Origin of the sequence: Massilia polaris, assembly GCF_012927275.1 — a bacterium.
Lineage (GTDB): Bacteria > Pseudomonadota > Gammaproteobacteria > Burkholderiales > Burkholderiaceae_D > Telluria_A > Telluria_A polaris.
Genome location: NZ_JABBGG010000005.1, coordinates 255,236 through 270,220, shown reverse-complemented (window position 1 = coordinate 270,220; position 14,985 = coordinate 255,236). Strand labels below are relative to the sequence as shown.

Annotated in this window: 15 protein-coding genes, 1 tRNA gene and 2 pseudogenes; 11 read left to right on the top strand and 7 right to left on the bottom strand. The window is 62.6% G+C overall.

Annotated elements, in window-relative coordinates; translation table 11 throughout:
• Positions 1–2: 2 nt before the first annotated feature.
• The 4 genes and pseudogenes from hutU to ada all read right to left on the bottom strand — a co-directional run bounded on the left by hutU (position 3) and on the right by ada (position 4,970).
• Positions 3–1,715, bottom strand: a complete 1,713-nt coding sequence (gene hutU / locus HHL21_RS10970) for a urocanate hydratase (RefSeq protein ID WP_169465648.1) — start codon at positions 1,713–1,715, stop codon at positions 3–5.
• A 105-nt stretch (positions 1,716–1,820) separates the two neighbouring features.
• The gene (locus tag HHL21_RS10965) at positions 1,821–3,491 is read right to left on the bottom strand and encodes an amidohydrolase (RefSeq protein WP_169465646.1); all 1,671 of its coding nucleotides are present in this window, start codon (positions 3,489–3,491) and stop codon (positions 1,821–1,823) included.
• A 48-nt stretch (positions 3,492–3,539) separates the two neighbouring features.
• Positions 3,540–3,746: pseudogene (locus HHL21_RS10960) on the bottom strand (2OG-Fe(II) oxygenase); the annotation flags it as partial.
• Between the two features lie 165 nt (positions 3,747–3,911).
• Positions 3,912–4,970 (bottom strand): bifunctional DNA-binding transcriptional regulator/O6-methylguanine-DNA methyltransferase Ada, encoded by a 1,059-nt coding sequence (ada, locus tag HHL21_RS10955; protein WP_229496307.1) that lies wholly within the window; start codon positions 4,968–4,970, stop codon positions 3,912–3,914.
• Between the two features lie 144 nt (positions 4,971–5,114).
• Between ada and hutC the strand changes: the two genes are divergently transcribed.
• The 11 genes from hutC (at position 5,115) to HHL21_RS10900 (ending at position 13,340) form a co-directional block, all read left to right on the top strand.
• The gene (gene hutC / locus HHL21_RS10950) at positions 5,115–5,834 is read left to right on the top strand and encodes a histidine utilization transcriptional repressor HutC (protein ID WP_169465641.1); all 720 of its coding nucleotides are present in this window, start codon (positions 5,115–5,117) and stop codon (positions 5,832–5,834) included.
• Between the two features lie 177 nt (positions 5,835–6,011).
• Positions 6,012–6,434, top strand: a complete 423-nt coding sequence (locus HHL21_RS10945) for a response regulator (RefSeq protein ID WP_229496305.1) — start codon at positions 6,012–6,014, stop codon at positions 6,432–6,434.
• A gap of 225 nt (positions 6,435–6,659) precedes the next feature.
• Positions 6,660–6,986 carry a thioredoxin TrxA gene (gene trxA / locus HHL21_RS10940; protein ID WP_169465639.1) on the top strand — a complete coding sequence of 109 codons (327 nt, stop codon included), beginning with the start codon at positions 6,660–6,662 and terminating at the stop codon, positions 6,984–6,986.
• Positions 6,987–7,130: 144 nt separating this feature from the next.
• Complete coding sequence (gene rho, locus HHL21_RS10935) at positions 7,131–8,393, top strand: transcription termination factor Rho (RefSeq protein WP_169465637.1); 1,263 nt, start codon at positions 7,131–7,133, stop codon at positions 8,391–8,393.
• 129 nt (positions 8,394–8,522) lie between these two features.
• A complete protein-coding gene (locus tag HHL21_RS10930) occupies positions 8,523–8,831 on the top strand; it encodes a hypothetical protein (protein ID WP_169465635.1) in 309 nt (102 codons plus the stop codon).
• 143 nt (positions 8,832–8,974) lie between these two features.
• Positions 8,975–9,244 carry a type B 50S ribosomal protein L31 gene (locus tag HHL21_RS10925; RefSeq protein WP_169465633.1) on the top strand — a complete coding sequence of 90 codons (270 nt, stop codon included), beginning with the start codon at positions 8,975–8,977 and terminating at the stop codon, positions 9,242–9,244.
• Positions 9,245–9,349: 105 nt separating this feature from the next.
• Positions 9,350–11,077, top strand: a complete 1,728-nt coding sequence (locus HHL21_RS10920; RefSeq protein WP_169465631.1) for an ArnT family glycosyltransferase — start codon at positions 9,350–9,352, stop codon at positions 11,075–11,077.
• 65 nt (positions 11,078–11,142) lie between these two features.
• Positions 11,143–11,227: transfer RNA gene (locus tag HHL21_RS10915), tRNA-Leu, on the top strand.
• Between the two features lie 137 nt (positions 11,228–11,364).
• Positions 11,365–11,691, top strand: a complete 327-nt coding sequence (locus HHL21_RS10910; RefSeq protein WP_206085725.1) for a hypothetical protein — start codon at positions 11,365–11,367, stop codon at positions 11,689–11,691.
• 76 nt (positions 11,692–11,767) lie between these two features.
• Positions 11,768–12,919 (top strand): class C beta-lactamase, encoded by a 1,152-nt coding sequence (ampC, locus tag HHL21_RS10905; RefSeq protein ID WP_370659710.1) that lies wholly within the window; start codon positions 11,768–11,770, stop codon positions 12,917–12,919.
• A 43-nt stretch (positions 12,920–12,962) separates the two neighbouring features.
• On the top strand, positions 12,963–13,340 hold the full coding sequence (locus HHL21_RS10900; protein WP_169465627.1) for a PH domain-containing protein: 378 nt from the start codon (positions 12,963–12,965) through the stop codon (positions 13,338–13,340).
• 9 nt (positions 13,341–13,349) lie between these two features.
• Here the strand turns inward: HHL21_RS10900 and HHL21_RS10895 are convergent.
• The 3 genes and pseudogenes from HHL21_RS10895 to HHL21_RS10885 form a co-directional block, all read right to left on the bottom strand.
• Positions 13,350–13,499: pseudogene (locus HHL21_RS10895) on the bottom strand (YbfB/YjiJ family MFS transporter); the annotation flags it as partial.
• A gap of 181 nt (positions 13,500–13,680) precedes the next feature.
• On the bottom strand, positions 13,681–14,073 hold the full coding sequence (locus tag HHL21_RS10890) for a GFA family protein (protein WP_169465624.1): 393 nt from the start codon (positions 14,071–14,073) through the stop codon (positions 13,681–13,683).
• A gap of 91 nt (positions 14,074–14,164) precedes the next feature.
• Positions 14,165–14,917, bottom strand: a complete 753-nt coding sequence (locus HHL21_RS10885; RefSeq protein ID WP_229496303.1) for a substrate-binding periplasmic protein — start codon at positions 14,915–14,917, stop codon at positions 14,165–14,167.
• Between the last annotated feature and the right edge of the window lie 68 nt (positions 14,918–14,985).

Below are 14,985 nucleotides of genomic sequence, written 5' to 3'. Positions count from 1 at the left end.
TCCTATTTGATCATTGGAAGATTCAGGCCGTTGCGCTTGGCGCAGTCGATGGCGGTTTCATAGCCAGCGTCGGCGTGGCGCATCACGCCGGAACCGCTGTCGTTGACCAGCACGCGCGCAAGCCGCTTGGCAGCTGCGTCGGTACCGTCGGCAACGATGACCACGCCCGAATGCTGCGAGTAGCCCATGCCGACGCCGCCGCCATGGTGCAGCGAGACCCAGGTCGCGCCGCCGGCGGTGTTCAGCATCGCGTTCAGCAGCGGCCAGTCGGATACCGCGTCGGTCCCGTCGCGCATGCTTTCGGTTTCGCGGTTAGGGCTTGCGACCGAGCCGGTGTCGAGGTGGTCGCGGCCGATGACGATTGGCGCCTTCAGTTCGCCGGTGCGCACCATCTCATTGAATGCGAGGCCGGCGATGTGGCGCTCGCCCAGTCCCAGCCAGCAGATACGCGCCGGCAGGCCCTGGAAGGCGATGCGATCGCGCGCCATGTCGAGCCAGCGGTGTACCTGCGCGTGGTGCGGGAATAGTTCCTTGATCTTGGCGTCGGTCTTGTAGATGTCTTCCGGATCGCCCGACAGCGCAACCCAGCGGAACGGGCCGCGGCCTTCGCAGAACTGCGGGCGGATGTAAGCCGGCACGAAGCCCGGGAACGCGAATGCATCCTTGACGCCTTCATCCAGCGCGACCTGGCGGATGTTGTTGCCGTAGTCGACGGCCTTGATGCCCATCGCGTGGAAGTCGAGGATCGCCTGCACGTGCACCGCGCACGACGCGGCAGCTTCGGCCTGCAGGCGCGCGTGCTGCGACGGGTCTTTCTGCGCAGCCTTCCACTGCTCCACGGTCCAGCCGCGCGGCAGGTAGCCGTTGATCAGGTCATGCGCCGAGGTCTGGTCGGTGACCAGGTCGGGCAGGATGCCGCCGGCCTTGGCGCGCCTGACCAGTTCGGGCAGGACGTCAGCCGCATTGCCGAGCAGTGCGATCGAAACAGCTTCGCGCTTTTCGGTGTGGTGCTTGATCAGCGCGATGGCATCGTCGATATCCTTCGCCTGCTTGTCGACGTAGCGGGTGCGCAGGCGGAAGTCGATGCTGCTTTGCTGGCATTCGATGTTCAGCGAGACCGCGCCGGCGAAGGTCGCGGCCAGCGGCTGCGCGCCGCCCATGCCGCCCAGGCCAGCCGTCAGGATCCAGCGCCCGCCCCAGTCGCCGCCGAAGTGCTGGCGGCCGGCTTCGGCGAAGGTCTCGTAGGTGCCCTGCACGATGCCCTGGGTGCCGATGTAGATCCAGCTGCCCGCGGTCATCTGGCCGTACATGAACAGGCCTTTGCGATCGAGTTCGTTGAAGTGTTCCCAGTTGGCCCACTTCGGCACCAGGTTGGAGTTCGCGATCAGCACGCGCGGCGCGTTCTCGTGGGTCTGGAAGACGCCGACCGGTTTGCCCGACTGGATCAGCAGGGTCTGGTCGTCTTCGAGCTCGCGCAGCGAGGCGAGGATCTGGTCGTAGCAGGCCCAGTTGCGGGCTGCGCGGCCGATGCCGCCGTAGACCACCAGGTGCTTCGGATTCTCGGCCACCTCGGCGTCGAGGTTATTCTGGATCATGCGGTAGGCGGCTTCGGTGAGCCAGCTTTTGCAGGAGAGTTCAGTACCGCGCGGCGCGCGGATCTCGCGGCTGCCGTCGTAACGCGGATCGTCGTCCAGGTGGTTCGAATCTTGGCTCATGGCGTTGTTCCTTGAAAGTTAAAAAGGCGCGCTTCCAGCGCACCCCATCATGCATCCTCAAAGTCTAAGTTGTATATACAACGCAGTCAATATTTTTTGCGTCGTTTATTTTGCGCCGAACACCTGCTGTCCTCCCACCCAGGTCTGAAGCACGACGGTCTTGTGGATGTCTTTCGCCGGCATCTTGAACAGGTCCTGGTCGATGACGATGAAGTCGGCCCACTTTCCCGTCTCCAGCGAGCCCAGGGAATTTTCCTGCTGCCCCGCATAGGCCGCGTCAAGGGTGAAGCAGCGGAACGCTTCTTTCAGGGTCATCGCTTCGTTTGCGTACCAGCCGCCGGCCGGCTTGCCGGATGCGTCCTGGCGTGTGACGGCGGCGTGGATGCCGTAGAACGGGTTCGGCGATTCGACCGGGAAGTCGGAGCCGCAGGCGATCTTCGAGCCCTGCTTGAGGAAGGTGCGCCATGCGTACGCGCCCTTGATGCGCTTCGGCCCGACGCGGTCTTCGGCCATATTCATGTCGGAGGTGGCGTGCGTCGGCTGCATCGACGGAACGATGCCGATCTCCTTGAAGCGCGCGATGTCCTCCATCGTGACGACCTGCGCGTGCTCCATGCGGTGGCGCAGCGGGCCGGTGGCGGTGCCGCCGACCAGCTTCTTGTAGCCGTCGAGGATCTGGCGGTTGCCGGCGTCGCCGATGGCGTGCACGTTGACCTGGTAGCCCTTCCGCATCGCCTTTTCCATCAGGCCGTAGATGTCGGGGCTTTTGCGGAACAGCAGGCCGTGCGATTTCGGCTCGTCGCTGTACGGCTCGATCAGCGCGGCGCCGCGGCTGCCCAGCGCGCCGTCGGAATACAGCTTCACCGCGCGCAGCGCGTACACATCGTTGGCGTAGGTTTTCAACGGACCCTTTTTCGACAGCTCGTCGAAGTCCTTGCCGACGTCGCCGATCATGCCGTACACGCGCGTGGTCAGCTTCTTGTTGTCGGCATAGTCGCGATACAGGCGGTCGTTGCCGGCGTCGATGCCGGCGTCGTGCACACTGGTCAGGCCCATCTTCGCGATCTGCTGGAGCGAGCGGTCAAGCACGCGGCGCGCTTCGGCCTCGGTCTGCTTCGGCATGACCCTGGTGACGAGGTCCTGGGCGGAGTCGATCAACACGCCGGTCGGGTTGCCGTTCGCGTCGCGCACGATCTTGCCGCCGACCGGGTCGGGCGTGTCCTTGGTGATGCCGGCCAGTTGCAGTACGCGTGAGTTGCCCCAGCCGGCGTGGCCGTCGACGCGCGCGAGCCAGATCGGGCGGTCCTTGACGGCGCCATCGAGTTCGGCGGCGGTCGGGAAGCGGCCGAGCTTCCATATCTCCTGGTTCCATCCGCCCCCGCGCAGCCATGCCTGGCCAGGATTGGCGCGGGCGTAGTCGCCAGCTGCCTTGACCGCGTCGGCCAGCTTGGCGGAGGTGGAGAGGTCGAGCTGGGTCAGCATCTCGCCGAGGCCGAACACGTGGCCGTGCGCGTCGATCAGGCCTGGCAGCACCGTCTTGCCCTGCACGTCGATGTGGCGCGCGTTCTTCGCCTTTGCCGCGACTTCGTTTGCGCCCCCAACCGCGATGATCCGTCCCTTGTCGTCGAACGCCAGCGAGGCGAAGCGCACCAGTTCATTCTTGCTGTTGAGCGTGTAGCCGTTGGCGTTGTCGATGACAGTGTCGGCGTGGGCCGGCGCAAACGCGCCGAGGCAAGCAAGGACGAACAGGGAACGGGACAAATGGATCGGGCGCATCGAACTCTCCGGTAGTGGTTTCAAATACAACTACCGGAGTGTACCGGGCTATTCGGCGTCGTGGAAGATCATGCCGAGGGTGTGGCGCAATCCGGAGCGCAGCCGGCTTACGCCATGCCGCAGATTGACGCGATAAATGCCGCGGGTGCCGTTGACCGGGCGGTAACTGACCGGGAAGATCACCGCTTTGGGGTCCGCTTTGGGGTCCGCTTTGGGGTCAGGTCTGACATTCGGACACGAGCTCATGCGGATACGGTTGAGGCCGTGTCCGAATGTCAGACCTGACCCCAAATGTCGGAATGTCAGACCTGACCCCAAATGTCCAAATGTCCCAAATGTCCCCCAAATGTCGTTGTCGCACGACGCAGCCGAAGTTATCGAGATCGGCGCCGATGCGTTCCCAGTCGTCCGGCCGCAGCATTATTTGGCGCCTTCGCGCTTGAGCAGCGCGTGTTTACGCTCGACGCCCCAGCGATAACCCGAGATGCTGCCGTCGATACGCACCACGCGGTGGCACGGGATCGCCACTGCAACCGGATTCGCCGCGCAGGCTCCGGCGATGGCACGCGCGCCTTTCGGCAGGCCCACTCGTTCGGCCAGTTCGGCATAGCTGACCGTCTGCCCGGCCGGTATCTCGCGCAGCGCCTGCCATACGCGCTGCTGGAACGCGGTGCCGCGCACGTCCAGCGGCAGGTCGAGGCCGATCTGGGGCGCTTCGACGAAGGCGACCACCTGCGCCACCGTGTGTTCGAAATCGGCTTCCGCGCCGCGCAGTTCGGCCTTCGGGAAACGGTCCTGCAGGTCGCGCACCAGCAGTTCGGGATCGTCGCCCATCAGGATCGCGCAGATGCCTTTGCCGGTGGCCGCGACGAGGATGGCGCCGAGTGAACTGTCGGCGATGGCAAAGCGGATGCTGGTCCCGCTGCCGCCGGCGCGGAAGGCTTGCGGCGTCATGCCGAGCACCTGCGCCGACGCCGCATAAAACCGGCCGCTGGAATTGAAGCCGGCCGCATAGATCGCGTCGGTGACGGTCGGCGCATCGGCCAGTCCCTGCTGCACGCGGCGCGCGCGGCCGGCGTCGGCGTACGCTTTCGGCGTGATGCCGGTGTGCGCCTTGAAGATGCGGTGGAAGTGGAAGCGGCTCATGCCGCACGCCTGGGCCATGGTGTCGAGGTCGGGCGCGCCGTCGGCGGCATCGATGATGCGGCAGGCTTGCGCCACCACTTGCGCATGGCGTTCGGCCAGCGTCGGCTGGCCCGGCTTGCAGCGCAGGCAGGCGCGGAACCCGGCCTTCTCGGCATCGGCGCAGCATTCATGGAAGGCGACGTTCTTGCGCAGGGCCGGACGGGCGGCGCAGGACGGGCGGCAGTACACGCCGGTGCTCCTGACCGAGTAATAGAAAATGCCGTCGGCGCCGCTGTCGCGCTGCTGCACCGCTTCCCAGCGTTCATCGTCGCTGGCGTATCTTGCTTTGATCATCTCTGCTTTCATGGTGCACCTCGCGTGGTTGATGCCCGCATCTTCGCGCCTGGCGCAACCATCGTCATCCCGGCGCTTGCTTTTGAATTCAGTTGGGCCGCGCGGTGCTAGAATCGGCTTTTAAGCCGGCCTTCGGAGAGTAGTTTGGAAGATCAGATTGCGCAAGACAGCACGCCCATTTCCCAGCGTATCAAGGATTACCTGCTAGGCGAGATCGCCGCGGGCCGCTGGAAGGAAGGCGACGTGGTTCCGTCCGAGCAGGCGCTGGTGCGCCAGTTCGGCGTCTCACGCATGACCGTCAACCGCGCGGTGCGCGAACTGACCGCCGAGCAGGTGCTGACGCGCCGCCAGGGCTCGGGCACCTTCGTCGCGGCGCAGAAGTACCAGGCCACGCTGGTCGAAATCCGCAACATCGCCGACGAGATCCGCGCGCGCGGCCACGAACACCGCAGCCACCTGCACCGGCTGGAGCCGGCCAAAGCCAGCGACGCGATGGCGCTGCAGTTCGGCCTGCCGGCCGGGCATCTGCTGTTCCATTCGGTCATCGTCCACTTCGAGAACGATGTCCCGATCCAGGTCGAGGACCGCTGGGTCAACCCGGATTGCGCGCCGGATTACCTCGAACAGGACTTCCACGCCAGCACCCCGAACCAGTACCTGATGACGGCCGCGCCGCTCCAGAGCGCTACTTACAGTATCGAAGCGCTGCCTGCACCGCGCCCGATCGCCGACATGCTGGCGATCGAACCGCGCACCTGCTGCCTCGTCCTGAAGCGCAAAACGCAATCGCATGACCAGATCGCCTCGGTCGTCACGATGTGGCATCCAGGCCAGCTCTACCAGTTCGCCGGCGCGCTGGGGTGAAATTTCCTTTCACGGAACGCCAATCTTCGAAATAGTATTTCACACCCCCTCGAGGGATCGTATCGTTTTACCAACACACTGATATTTTTGTAATGCATAGTGCATGGCGCGTGTTTCATGGTTGATAATCCAACCCGCCGCTGTAACGATAAATTACAATAAAATTAGTGGATACCGATGAGTGAAACGAATATGGCCGCCGCGCCCTTGCGCGTGCTGCTGCTGGACGACGACCCCTTTATGCTGGAACTGCTGCATGGCATGCTCGACGAGCTTGGCTCGTTCGACGTCTTGCGCGCGACCTGCGCGCGCAGCGCGCTGCGCACCCTGCCCACCAACGCGCCCGACTTGCTGGTCTGCGACCTGTCCCTGCCGGAGATGGACGGCATCGAATTCATGCAGGCGGCGTCGCGTACCGGCTTTGCCGGCAGCGTGGTGCTGCTCTCGGGCCTGGACAAAGGCGTGCGCAATGCGGCGGAAGGCCTGGCCAGCGCTTACGGATTGCGCGTCCTTGGCTCATTTGCGAAGCCGCTGTCGCTCGATGCGCTGCGCGGCGTCGTCGAAGGGCTGGTGGCCGCGCGCCCGGGCCGCAGCCATTGAGCGCACGAGAATTTGTACAAGCGCACGACACGATATGGAAAATAGGTTATTATTTCGGCTAATTCCCCGCCTGACACCCTCTTGCCGCCCTTCCGAATCTTGAAATTGGCAACACAGTCTCCACCATAAGTGTTGCAAGTAAAACCGGAAGCCGGATGGCGATACCTTTTAGCAGGGTCGGCTAAATCCCAGGCGTTATTGACCCACCTCTGATTTGAGGAAAAAATGAGCGAAAACATCAAACACATTAGCGACGCGTCCTTCGAAGCGGACGTTTTGAAATCCGAGCGTCCAGTCCTGGTCGACTTCTGGGCCGAGTGGTGCGGTCCATGCAAGGCGATCGGCCCGATCCTCGAAGAAGTCGCTAAAGAATATGACGGCAAGATCCTGATCGCCAAGATGGACGTCGATGCGAACCAGGCTGTGCCTGCCAAGTTCGGCATCCGCGGCATCCCGACCCTGATCCTGTTCAAGAACGGCGTTGCAGCCGCGCAGAAGGTTGGCGCGATGGCCAAGGGCCAGCTGACGTCCTTCATCGACAGCAATATCTAAAGAGACATTAAGCGGCGGCAGCGCGCCCGCACTGCCGCCAACGACTGGCCGGGAAGCGAAACAGCCTCGACTGATTCCTTCCCAACTTGATTAACCCACGCAGTTCCCTCCCCTACCTTTACCTCCCGTCACGGGACTCAACACATGCACTTATCTGAACTAAAGGCGATGCACGTCTCAGCCCTCCTTGAGATGGCGATCGGCCTTGATATCGACAACGCTGCGCGCCTGCGCAAGCAAGAGCTGATGTTCGCGATCCTGAAAAAGCGCGCGAAATCCGGCGAACAAATTTTTGGCGACGGCGCCCTCGAAGTGCTGCCTGACGGCTTCGGCTTCCTGCGCTCGCCCGACGCCAGCTACATGGCGTCCACCGACGACATCTACATCTCGCCTTCGCAGATCCGCCGCTTCAACCTGCACACCGGCGACTCGATCGAAGGCGAAGTGCGTACTCCGAAAGACGGCGAACGCTATTTCGCGCTGGTCAAGGTCGACAAGGTCAACGGCGAATCGCCGGAAGCGAGCAAGCACCGCATCCTGTTCGAGAACCTGACCCCGCTGCACCCGAACGAGCCGCTGCGCCTCGAGCGCGACATGAACGGCCAGGAAAACATCACCGGCCGCATCGTCGACCTGATCGCGCCAATCGGCAAGGGCCAGCGCGGCCTGCTGGTGGCGTCGCCGAAGTCCGGCAAGTCGGTCCTGCTGCAGCACATTGCGCACGCGATCACCGCGAACCATCCTGACTGCACCCTGATCGTCCTGCTGATCGACGAACGTCCTGAAGAAGTCACCGAGATGCAGCGCTCCGTGCGCGGCGAAGTGGTCGCATCGACCTTCGACGAACCGGCAACCCGCCACGTCCAGGTCGCCGAAATGGTGCTGGAAAAGGCCAAGCGCCTGGTCGAGATGAAGAAGGACGTCATCATCCTGCTCGACTCGATCACCCGCCTGGCACGCGCCTACAACACCGTGATCCCGGCATCGGGCAAGGTGCTGACCGGTGGTGTCGACGCCAACGCGCTGCAGCGTCCTAAGCGCTTCTTCGGCGCCGCGCGCAACATCGAAGAAGGCGGCTCGCTGACCATCATCGCCACCGCGCTGATCGAAACCGGTTCGCGCATGGATGACGTGATCTACGAAGAATTCAAGGGTACCGGCAACATGGAAGTGCACCTCGAGCGCCGCCTGGCCGAGAAGCGCGTCTACCCTGCGATCAACCTGAACAAATCCGGCACGCGCCGCGAAGAGTTGCTGATCAAGCCGGACCAGCTGCAGAAGATCTGGATCCTGCGCAAGCTGCTGTACTCGATGGACGAGATCGAAGCGATGGAGTTCATCCTCGACAAGATGCGTGCGACGAAGACCAACGCGGAATTCTTCGACATGATGCGCCGCGGGGGTTAATACCTGCCAGAAGCATCTCAGGAACGGACGGCATTGCCGTCCGTTTTTACGTTTACGCGCACTATAGACACACCTCAACGACAACCCGCGACGCTTACGCAAACTAGCAGGATTAGCATGGGAGCGTTCATGGAGTCCGACATTGCGAACGGTGATCACGATGACTATATTAGACAGATGGACCGCCGACTGACCGTGCTCGAAACGCGTTTCGATACTATCCTGCCTACGCTTGCTACGAAGGCCGATCTGGCGCAACTTGAAATGCGCGTGATCACCGAGTTGCATAAATCGATCGCCGGGGTACACAAATGGCTTGCTGCGATGGCAATCGCGATGCTTCTGGGGTTTGGTGGAATGTCGCTCACCATGCTCAGCCTGATCAACTCGCTTGCAGACCGCGTTGAGCAAGCCGTCCTCACCCAGCCAAGGCGCTAGCAGCATTTGCCCTCCCCCACCAATCCCCTGTATAATCGCCGGTTGCAGTATTTAACCCCTGGCAAGTGAACAACAATCGGGTCACGAAGCAAGTCCGACCGACGAAGTGGTGTTTGGCTACCAAACCAACCGAGGCTATACAAATGAAGACCGATATCCATCCAGATTACCGCGAAGTAGTGTTCCACGACCTGTCGTGCGATTTCAAATTCGTCACCCGCTCGACGATCCAGACCCGCGACAAGATCACCCACGACGGTAAAGAATACCCACTGGTCAAGATCGAGGTGTCCGCTGAATCGCACCCGTTCTTCACCGGCAAGCACAAGATCGTCGACACCGCTGGCCGCGTTGAAAAGTTCCGCCAGAAGTTCGGCAAAGTCGGTTCGAAGACCGAAATCGCAGCAGGCTAATCGCCGCGCGATGCACGCTGGAAGTTGCAGCGGAAAAAAAGCAGCCCCCGGCTGCTTTTTTTTCGTTGATACTACGCCTTACCAAATTTTTCCCTACCGCTATCGATGAAGCCAGTCCGCCTTCCCGCCGCCGCCACCCTGGCGCTGCCTCGATGGGCCCTGTTCGCACTGGGTCTCTTGTACATCCTGCCAGGCCTGATCGGCCGCGATCCGTGGAAGGACGACGCCGGCAGCTTCGGCATCATGTGGACCATGGCGCACGGCAGCCTCAACGACTGGCTGGTGCCCAACATCGCCGGCCTGCCGTACGCCGAAGACGGTCCGCTCGCGTTCTGGCTGGGCGCCATCTGCATCAAGCTGTTCGGCTGGCTGCTGGGCGACGTCAACGCCGCCCGCGTCTCGACCATCGCCATTTTCGTCACCGGCACCGTTTCGGTCTGGTACACCGCCTTCCACCTCGGACGCCGTCCCGAAGCCCAGCCGCTGCGCCTCGCCTTCGGCGGCCAGCCCGAACCGAACGACTACGGCCGCACGCTGGCCGACACCGCCGCGCTGATCTACCTCGGCTGCCTCGGCCTGCTGCTGTTCAGCCATGAAACCCTGGCCGTTACCCTGCAAGGCGCGCTGGTCGCCTACTTCCTGTATCGCTCAGTGCGCTACGTCGAGGCGCCGGGTATGCGCAACGCCGTCCTGATCGGCCTGTCCCTTGGCGGCCTGATCCTCACGCGCGGCTGGCTGACGCCCGTCACGCTGATCCTGACGCTGTTCCTCGGCACCCGCTTCCTGTCGGTACCGCCGGGCCGCACGCTGAGCCACCTTGCCGTGGCCTGCGCGGCCGCGGTCGCCATTGCGCTGGTCTGGATCGCGCCCGCCACCTTGCTGGAACCTTATGGCCAGGCGCCGGTCGCCGGCTGGATCGCATGGAACGCCAGCCAGTTCGGCCTGCCGGGCTGGACCTCGATCAAGAGCTTCTTCCGCATCGGCATCTGGTTCTTCTGGCCGGCGCTGCCGTTCGCCGGCTGGGCGATCTACGCCTGGCGCCGCCAGAGCCACATGCTGCACATCGTGCTTCCGCTCTGCTTCACCGGCGCGCTGACGCTGCTGGTGCTGTGCGACCCGGCGCCGGAAAACGGCGACCTGCTCAAGCTGCTGCCGCCGCTCGCGATCATGGCCGCGTTCGGCCTGCCGACGATGAAGCGCAGCGCGATCAACGCGATCGACTGGTTCTCGGTGATGGTGCTGACCATGATCGCCAGCATCTTCTGGCTGTTCTGGGCCGCCAAGCTGACCGGCTGGCCCGCGCAGTTCGCCAAGAACCTGCTCAAGCTGCTGCCTGGCTACAAACCCGAATTCCAGGTCGTTCCCGTGCTGGTGGCCGCCTGCGCCACCATCGGCTGGTTCTTCCTGGTGTACTGGCGCGTATCGCGCCGGCCATCGGTACTGTGGCGCGCGGTGGTGCTGTCGTCCGGCGGCCTGATCCTGTTGTGGGTGCTGGTGATGACGCTGTTCCTGCCCGACCTGAATTACAGCAAGAGCTACGCGACGGTGGCCCGGCAGATCGCCGAAAAGCTGCCTGAAAACAGCGGCTGCATCGACTCGAATGTCGGCCAGCCGCAGCGCGCCTCGTTCGCCTACTTTGGCAAGCTGCCGTTCGCCGGCGTCACCCAGGATCGCGAGAAATGCGACCTGCTGCTGTTGCAGGACAGCGTGAAGATCAAGGACGACCGCGAAGCGCTGCGCCCGCCGAAGGGCCGCAACTGGAAACTGCTGTGGGAAGGCCGGCGCGCCACCGACCGCGACGAACGCTTCCGCCTGTACCAGCGGCTGGACTGAGCCGGGCTGTTAAAAAAGCTCGTTTTCTGTGCGTCGCTGGTCTATAATGCGGACCTTGCGTGTGAGCCTTGGTGGTGGAACTGGTAGACACAGCAGACTCAAAATCTGCCGCTGAAAGGCGTGCCGGTTCGATTCCGGCCCGAGGCACCATCGACGCAAAACGAATTAATTGAAAAAGACCGGTTTGTGCCCCATCAGGGCATAAGCCGGTTTTTTTTCGCCTGCGTTGTACAAAACAACACAAAGCCCTGCTAAGCTGGAGATTCGGCTAACCGAAGGAACAGACGATGAAAACCATGAGCGGTGACCACGGATTTAACGTGCAGCAGTCGGCGGCGAAAAAGATTGGCGTGGTCGCGCTCGTAACCGCGGCAATCCTGCTGGTGCCTTTCGTCGCAATGCAGTTCACCGGCGAAGTCAACTGGACCCTGTCCGATTTCGTCATCGCCGGCGTGCTGCTCGCCGGCACCGGCCTGGCGTATGTGCTCTGCACAATGAAGATGAGCAATCCACGCTCCCGGCTGGTCATCGGCGCTGTGCTCGCGGTCGCACTGCTGCTCGTCTGGGCGGAACTTGCCGTCGGCCTTATCGGAACGCCATTCGCAGGATCGTAATTCCACGTCGCATCGGACACCCCGGTTTGAAGGCCGGGTTTTTTTTCGCCCAGAATAAGGAACACCCACTTTGATCATCTCGTCCCGCCGTACAGCAATTGCCTTCATTTGTTCTTCCGTCGCGCTCAGCAGCTGGGCCGCCGATGACGCTGCAACGATCCGCGCTGTCGTCGACACGGCGATCCGCCCTCTCATGGCCGAGCACGACGTGCCCGGCATGGCTGTCGCGATTACGATCGATGGCAAACCGACGTACTTCAACTATGGGGTCGCGTCGCGCGAGAAAAATACGCCAGTCAGCGAGACAACGCTGTTCGAAATGGGTTCCATCAGCAAGGTTTTCACGGCAACGCTGGCCTCGTACGCGCAGGTGACTGGCAAGCTGTCGCTGGACGACAAGCCGGGCAAATACATGCCGCAGCTGAAGGGCAGCGCGATCGACAAGGCGAGCCTGCTCAATCTCGGCACCTACACCGCAGGCGGACTCCCGCTGCAGTTCCCCGACGAAGTCGAGAACGCGACGATGGCCGCCTACTTCCAGCAGTGGAAACCGGACGCCGCGCCCGGCACCCGACGCGAGTATTCCAATCCCAGCCTCGGCCTGTTCGGACATCTCACCGCCCTCGCCCTGAAACGTGATTTTGCCGACGCGATGCAAACCCAGCTCTTTCCCCGGCTCGGCCTGAGCGACAGCTATATCACTGTGCCGAAAAGTGCGATGGCCAACTACGCGTGGGGCTACAGGGAAAACAAACCCGTCCGCGTGAACCCCGGCGTATTCGGCGACGAAGCCTACGGCGTCAAGTCGACCGCCGTCGACATGCTCCGTTTCGTGCAAGCGAACATCGATCCGGCCCGGGTGCCAGGCCCAATGCAGCGCGCCGTTGCCGGAACCCATGTGGGTTACTTCCAGGTCGGCGGCATGGTCCAGGGGCTCGGATGGGAGCAATATCCCTACCCCATCACCGCGGAACGTCTGCTGGCCGGCAACTCCGCCACGATGATCCACGAACCCAATCCTGCGAAGCAACTGGCCCGGCCGCACCTGCCTTCTGAGCGCACCTTGTTCAACAAGACCGGATCCACCGGCGGATTCGGCGCCTATGTGGCGTTCATCCCGGAGACAAGGATTGGTATCGTGATGCTAGCGAACAAAAACTATCCGATCCCTGCCCGCGTCAAAGCAGCACATGCGATCCTGGAACAGCTTGGGCCGGTGACGAAATAGTTCTGCAGTATGATGTTGATTCTCTAAACGCGAAGGAAACGACATGGGCTTGCTCGACGGAGTTTTAGGTAATGCATCCAAAATCGATGCATCGAAAGTGCAGCAGGAGTTCGAGCAGATTCTTGCTCCGAACGAGAAAGTGGAACACGCCTACCAGCTGATCCGCGATTATTTCGTTTTCACCGACAAACGCCTGGTGCTCGTGGATAAGCAAGGCATCACGGGCAACAAGACCGAGTACCACTCGATTCCGTACAAGAGCATCACGCACTTCAGTATCGAAACCGGCGGGACGTTCGACCTGGATGCGGAACTGAATATCTGGATCTCCGGTACCGCCGCTCCGTTCAAAAAGCAGTTCAACAAGAAGCTCAGCATCTACGAAGTTCAAAGCGTACTTGCGGCCTACGTGCTGCGTTGATTTCGCGTGCTACAAAGCGTTTTGACGCGACGCCAGTATCGCTCCGATAAATAGCGCCAGCGCCGAATAGATCAGCCCTCGCTGCAATCCGCCCGGTCCGTCGGCGATCCACCCGATCACAGACGGACCGACGATCTGGCCCAATGCGAACACCATCACCCAAGCGAAATCGCCGCGCCCAGCGATAAAGCGGCCGCTATCAAAAACGGCCGGCGCGCGGCCAGGGACTTGGGGGCGGACATCATCCCCATCGGCGCTTTCCAGATACTGTTCATTTTATTTTTCCGCATTTGCTTGGCGCGCTTGCATGTCGGCTGCGGCCAGGCTTGCCGACAATTGCTTACAGATAGCTGGCCACAGCGGGCGCCGCGTCCCAGCAATCGCTGCGTCCGTCGATAAAAGTGGTGGGCGCGGCCGCCAGTTCCTTGTCGCTGGCGTCGTCGAGGCAGGTGACGCTGACCGCGTAAAACGCGCCCCAGCGCGGCGACGTGCCGGTGCCGTGCGTGTGCACGCCGCAGTCTTTGCAAAAATAATGATGATCGCGCCTGGCGCCGAACAGGTACACGGACGGCGTGCCGTCGAGCAGGCGGAAGGCGCCGGGCCGGACGATGGCCGGCCAGAACCGCCGCTTGCGGCAAATCGAGCAGTTGCACTTCAGGGTGCCCTGCCCCAGGTCGATATCGGCTTCGAAGCGCAGCGCGCCGCAGTGGCAGCTGCCGTGATAGGTTTTCATCGTCTGGAATTCCTGTTGCGAAATTCCTGACGAGTTTAGCAGCATGCCGCCCGCTATCTCAAGGGACCGGGTCGAGCCTGACGGCAGCGGCTCAGGGCGCCTTGGCCTTGTGCTTTTCCCACGCCTCATATTTGCGCTCGATGCGGCGCGAGGTGCCGTCGCGCTCCATGGCGTCGCGCGCGCCCTGCATGCGGATGGCGGTGGCCGCCGGCACGCGCTTGTTGCACGCAAGGTAGACCTGCACTTTGCGGAACGTGAACACAGGCACGATGCGGCTGCTCCAGTCGTTCTGCTCGAGCACGTAGCTGCCGCGCCGCAGGCTGGCGGCCCACAGGTCGATCCGGTTCAGCAGCAGCTTGCGTGGATTGATCAGGTCGTTATTGGCGGAGTCGATGTTGAATCCGCGCGAACGCAGGTATTCCTCGCGCGCGTCGCCGTTGTAGGTGCCGATGCGCAGGCCGCGCGCGTCCTCCAGCGTCTTGAACTGGTAGCCGCGGTCGGCGCGCGCAAGCAGCACCCATTCGGCTTCGTCAAGCGGGCCGATCCAGTGGAACAGGTGTTCGCGTTCGGGTGTGCGGGTGGTGGAATAGACGCAGCCGTTGTCGCGCCGCAGCGCCGAGGTATACGCGCGCTTCCACGGCAGCAAGTCGATGCGGTAGCGGAGGCCGCTGCGCGCCATGATTTCGCGCACTTTCGCGGTGCTACTGCCGATCACGGTACGGCCGTCGACCATGCTGGCCGGCGGCGACTCTTCGGTGGCGATGTCTAGCGACGGCGCCGCCGCGTGGCCCTGGCCCAGTGACGCGGCCAGCAAAAAGCCCATCAGGGAGTGAAGCATTCGCATGCCAACCTCCGTGTTGCCGCTGTGCGAATTCAGCATACCAGCAATTTTGGGCGCGCGGCAACCGGCCG

Coding starts and splice junctions, on each gene's coding strand:
- HHL21_RS10930 (WP_169465635.1), top strand. CDS start 8,523: ATGGAGTCCGACATTGCGAACGGTGATCACGATGACTATATTAGACAG.
- HHL21_RS10885 (WP_229496303.1), bottom strand. CDS start 14,917: ATGCGAATGCTTCACTCCCTGATGGGCTTTTTGCTGGCCGCGTCACTG.
- rho (WP_169465637.1), top strand. CDS start 7,131: ATGCACTTATCTGAACTAAAGGCGATGCACGTCTCAGCCCTCCTTGAG.
- HHL21_RS10945 (WP_229496305.1), top strand. CDS start 6,012: ATGAGTGAAACGAATATGGCCGCCGCGCCCTTGCGCGTGCTGCTGCTG.
- HHL21_RS10890 (WP_169465624.1), bottom strand. CDS start 14,073: ATGAAAACCTATCACGGCAGCTGCCACTGCGGCGCGCTGCGCTTCGAA.
- HHL21_RS10920 (WP_169465631.1), top strand. CDS start 9,350: ATGAAGCCAGTCCGCCTTCCCGCCGCCGCCACCCTGGCGCTGCCTCGA.
- hutU (WP_169465648.1), bottom strand. CDS start 1,715: ATGAGCCAAGATTCGAACCACCTGGACGACGATCCGCGTTACGACGGC.
- HHL21_RS10925 (WP_169465633.1), top strand. CDS start 8,975: ATGAAGACCGATATCCATCCAGATTACCGCGAAGTAGTGTTCCACGAC.
- HHL21_RS10900 (WP_169465627.1), top strand. CDS start 12,963: ATGGGCTTGCTCGACGGAGTTTTAGGTAATGCATCCAAAATCGATGCA.
- HHL21_RS10965 (WP_169465646.1), bottom strand. CDS start 3,491: ATGCGCCCGATCCATTTGTCCCGTTCCCTGTTCGTCCTTGCTTGCCTC.
- HHL21_RS10910 (WP_206085725.1), top strand. CDS start 11,365: ATGAAAACCATGAGCGGTGACCACGGATTTAACGTGCAGCAGTCGGCG.
- ada (WP_229496307.1), bottom strand. CDS start 4,970: ATGATCAAAGCAAGATACGCCAGCGACGATGAACGCTGGGAAGCGGTG.
- trxA (WP_169465639.1), top strand. CDS start 6,660: ATGAGCGAAAACATCAAACACATTAGCGACGCGTCCTTCGAAGCGGAC.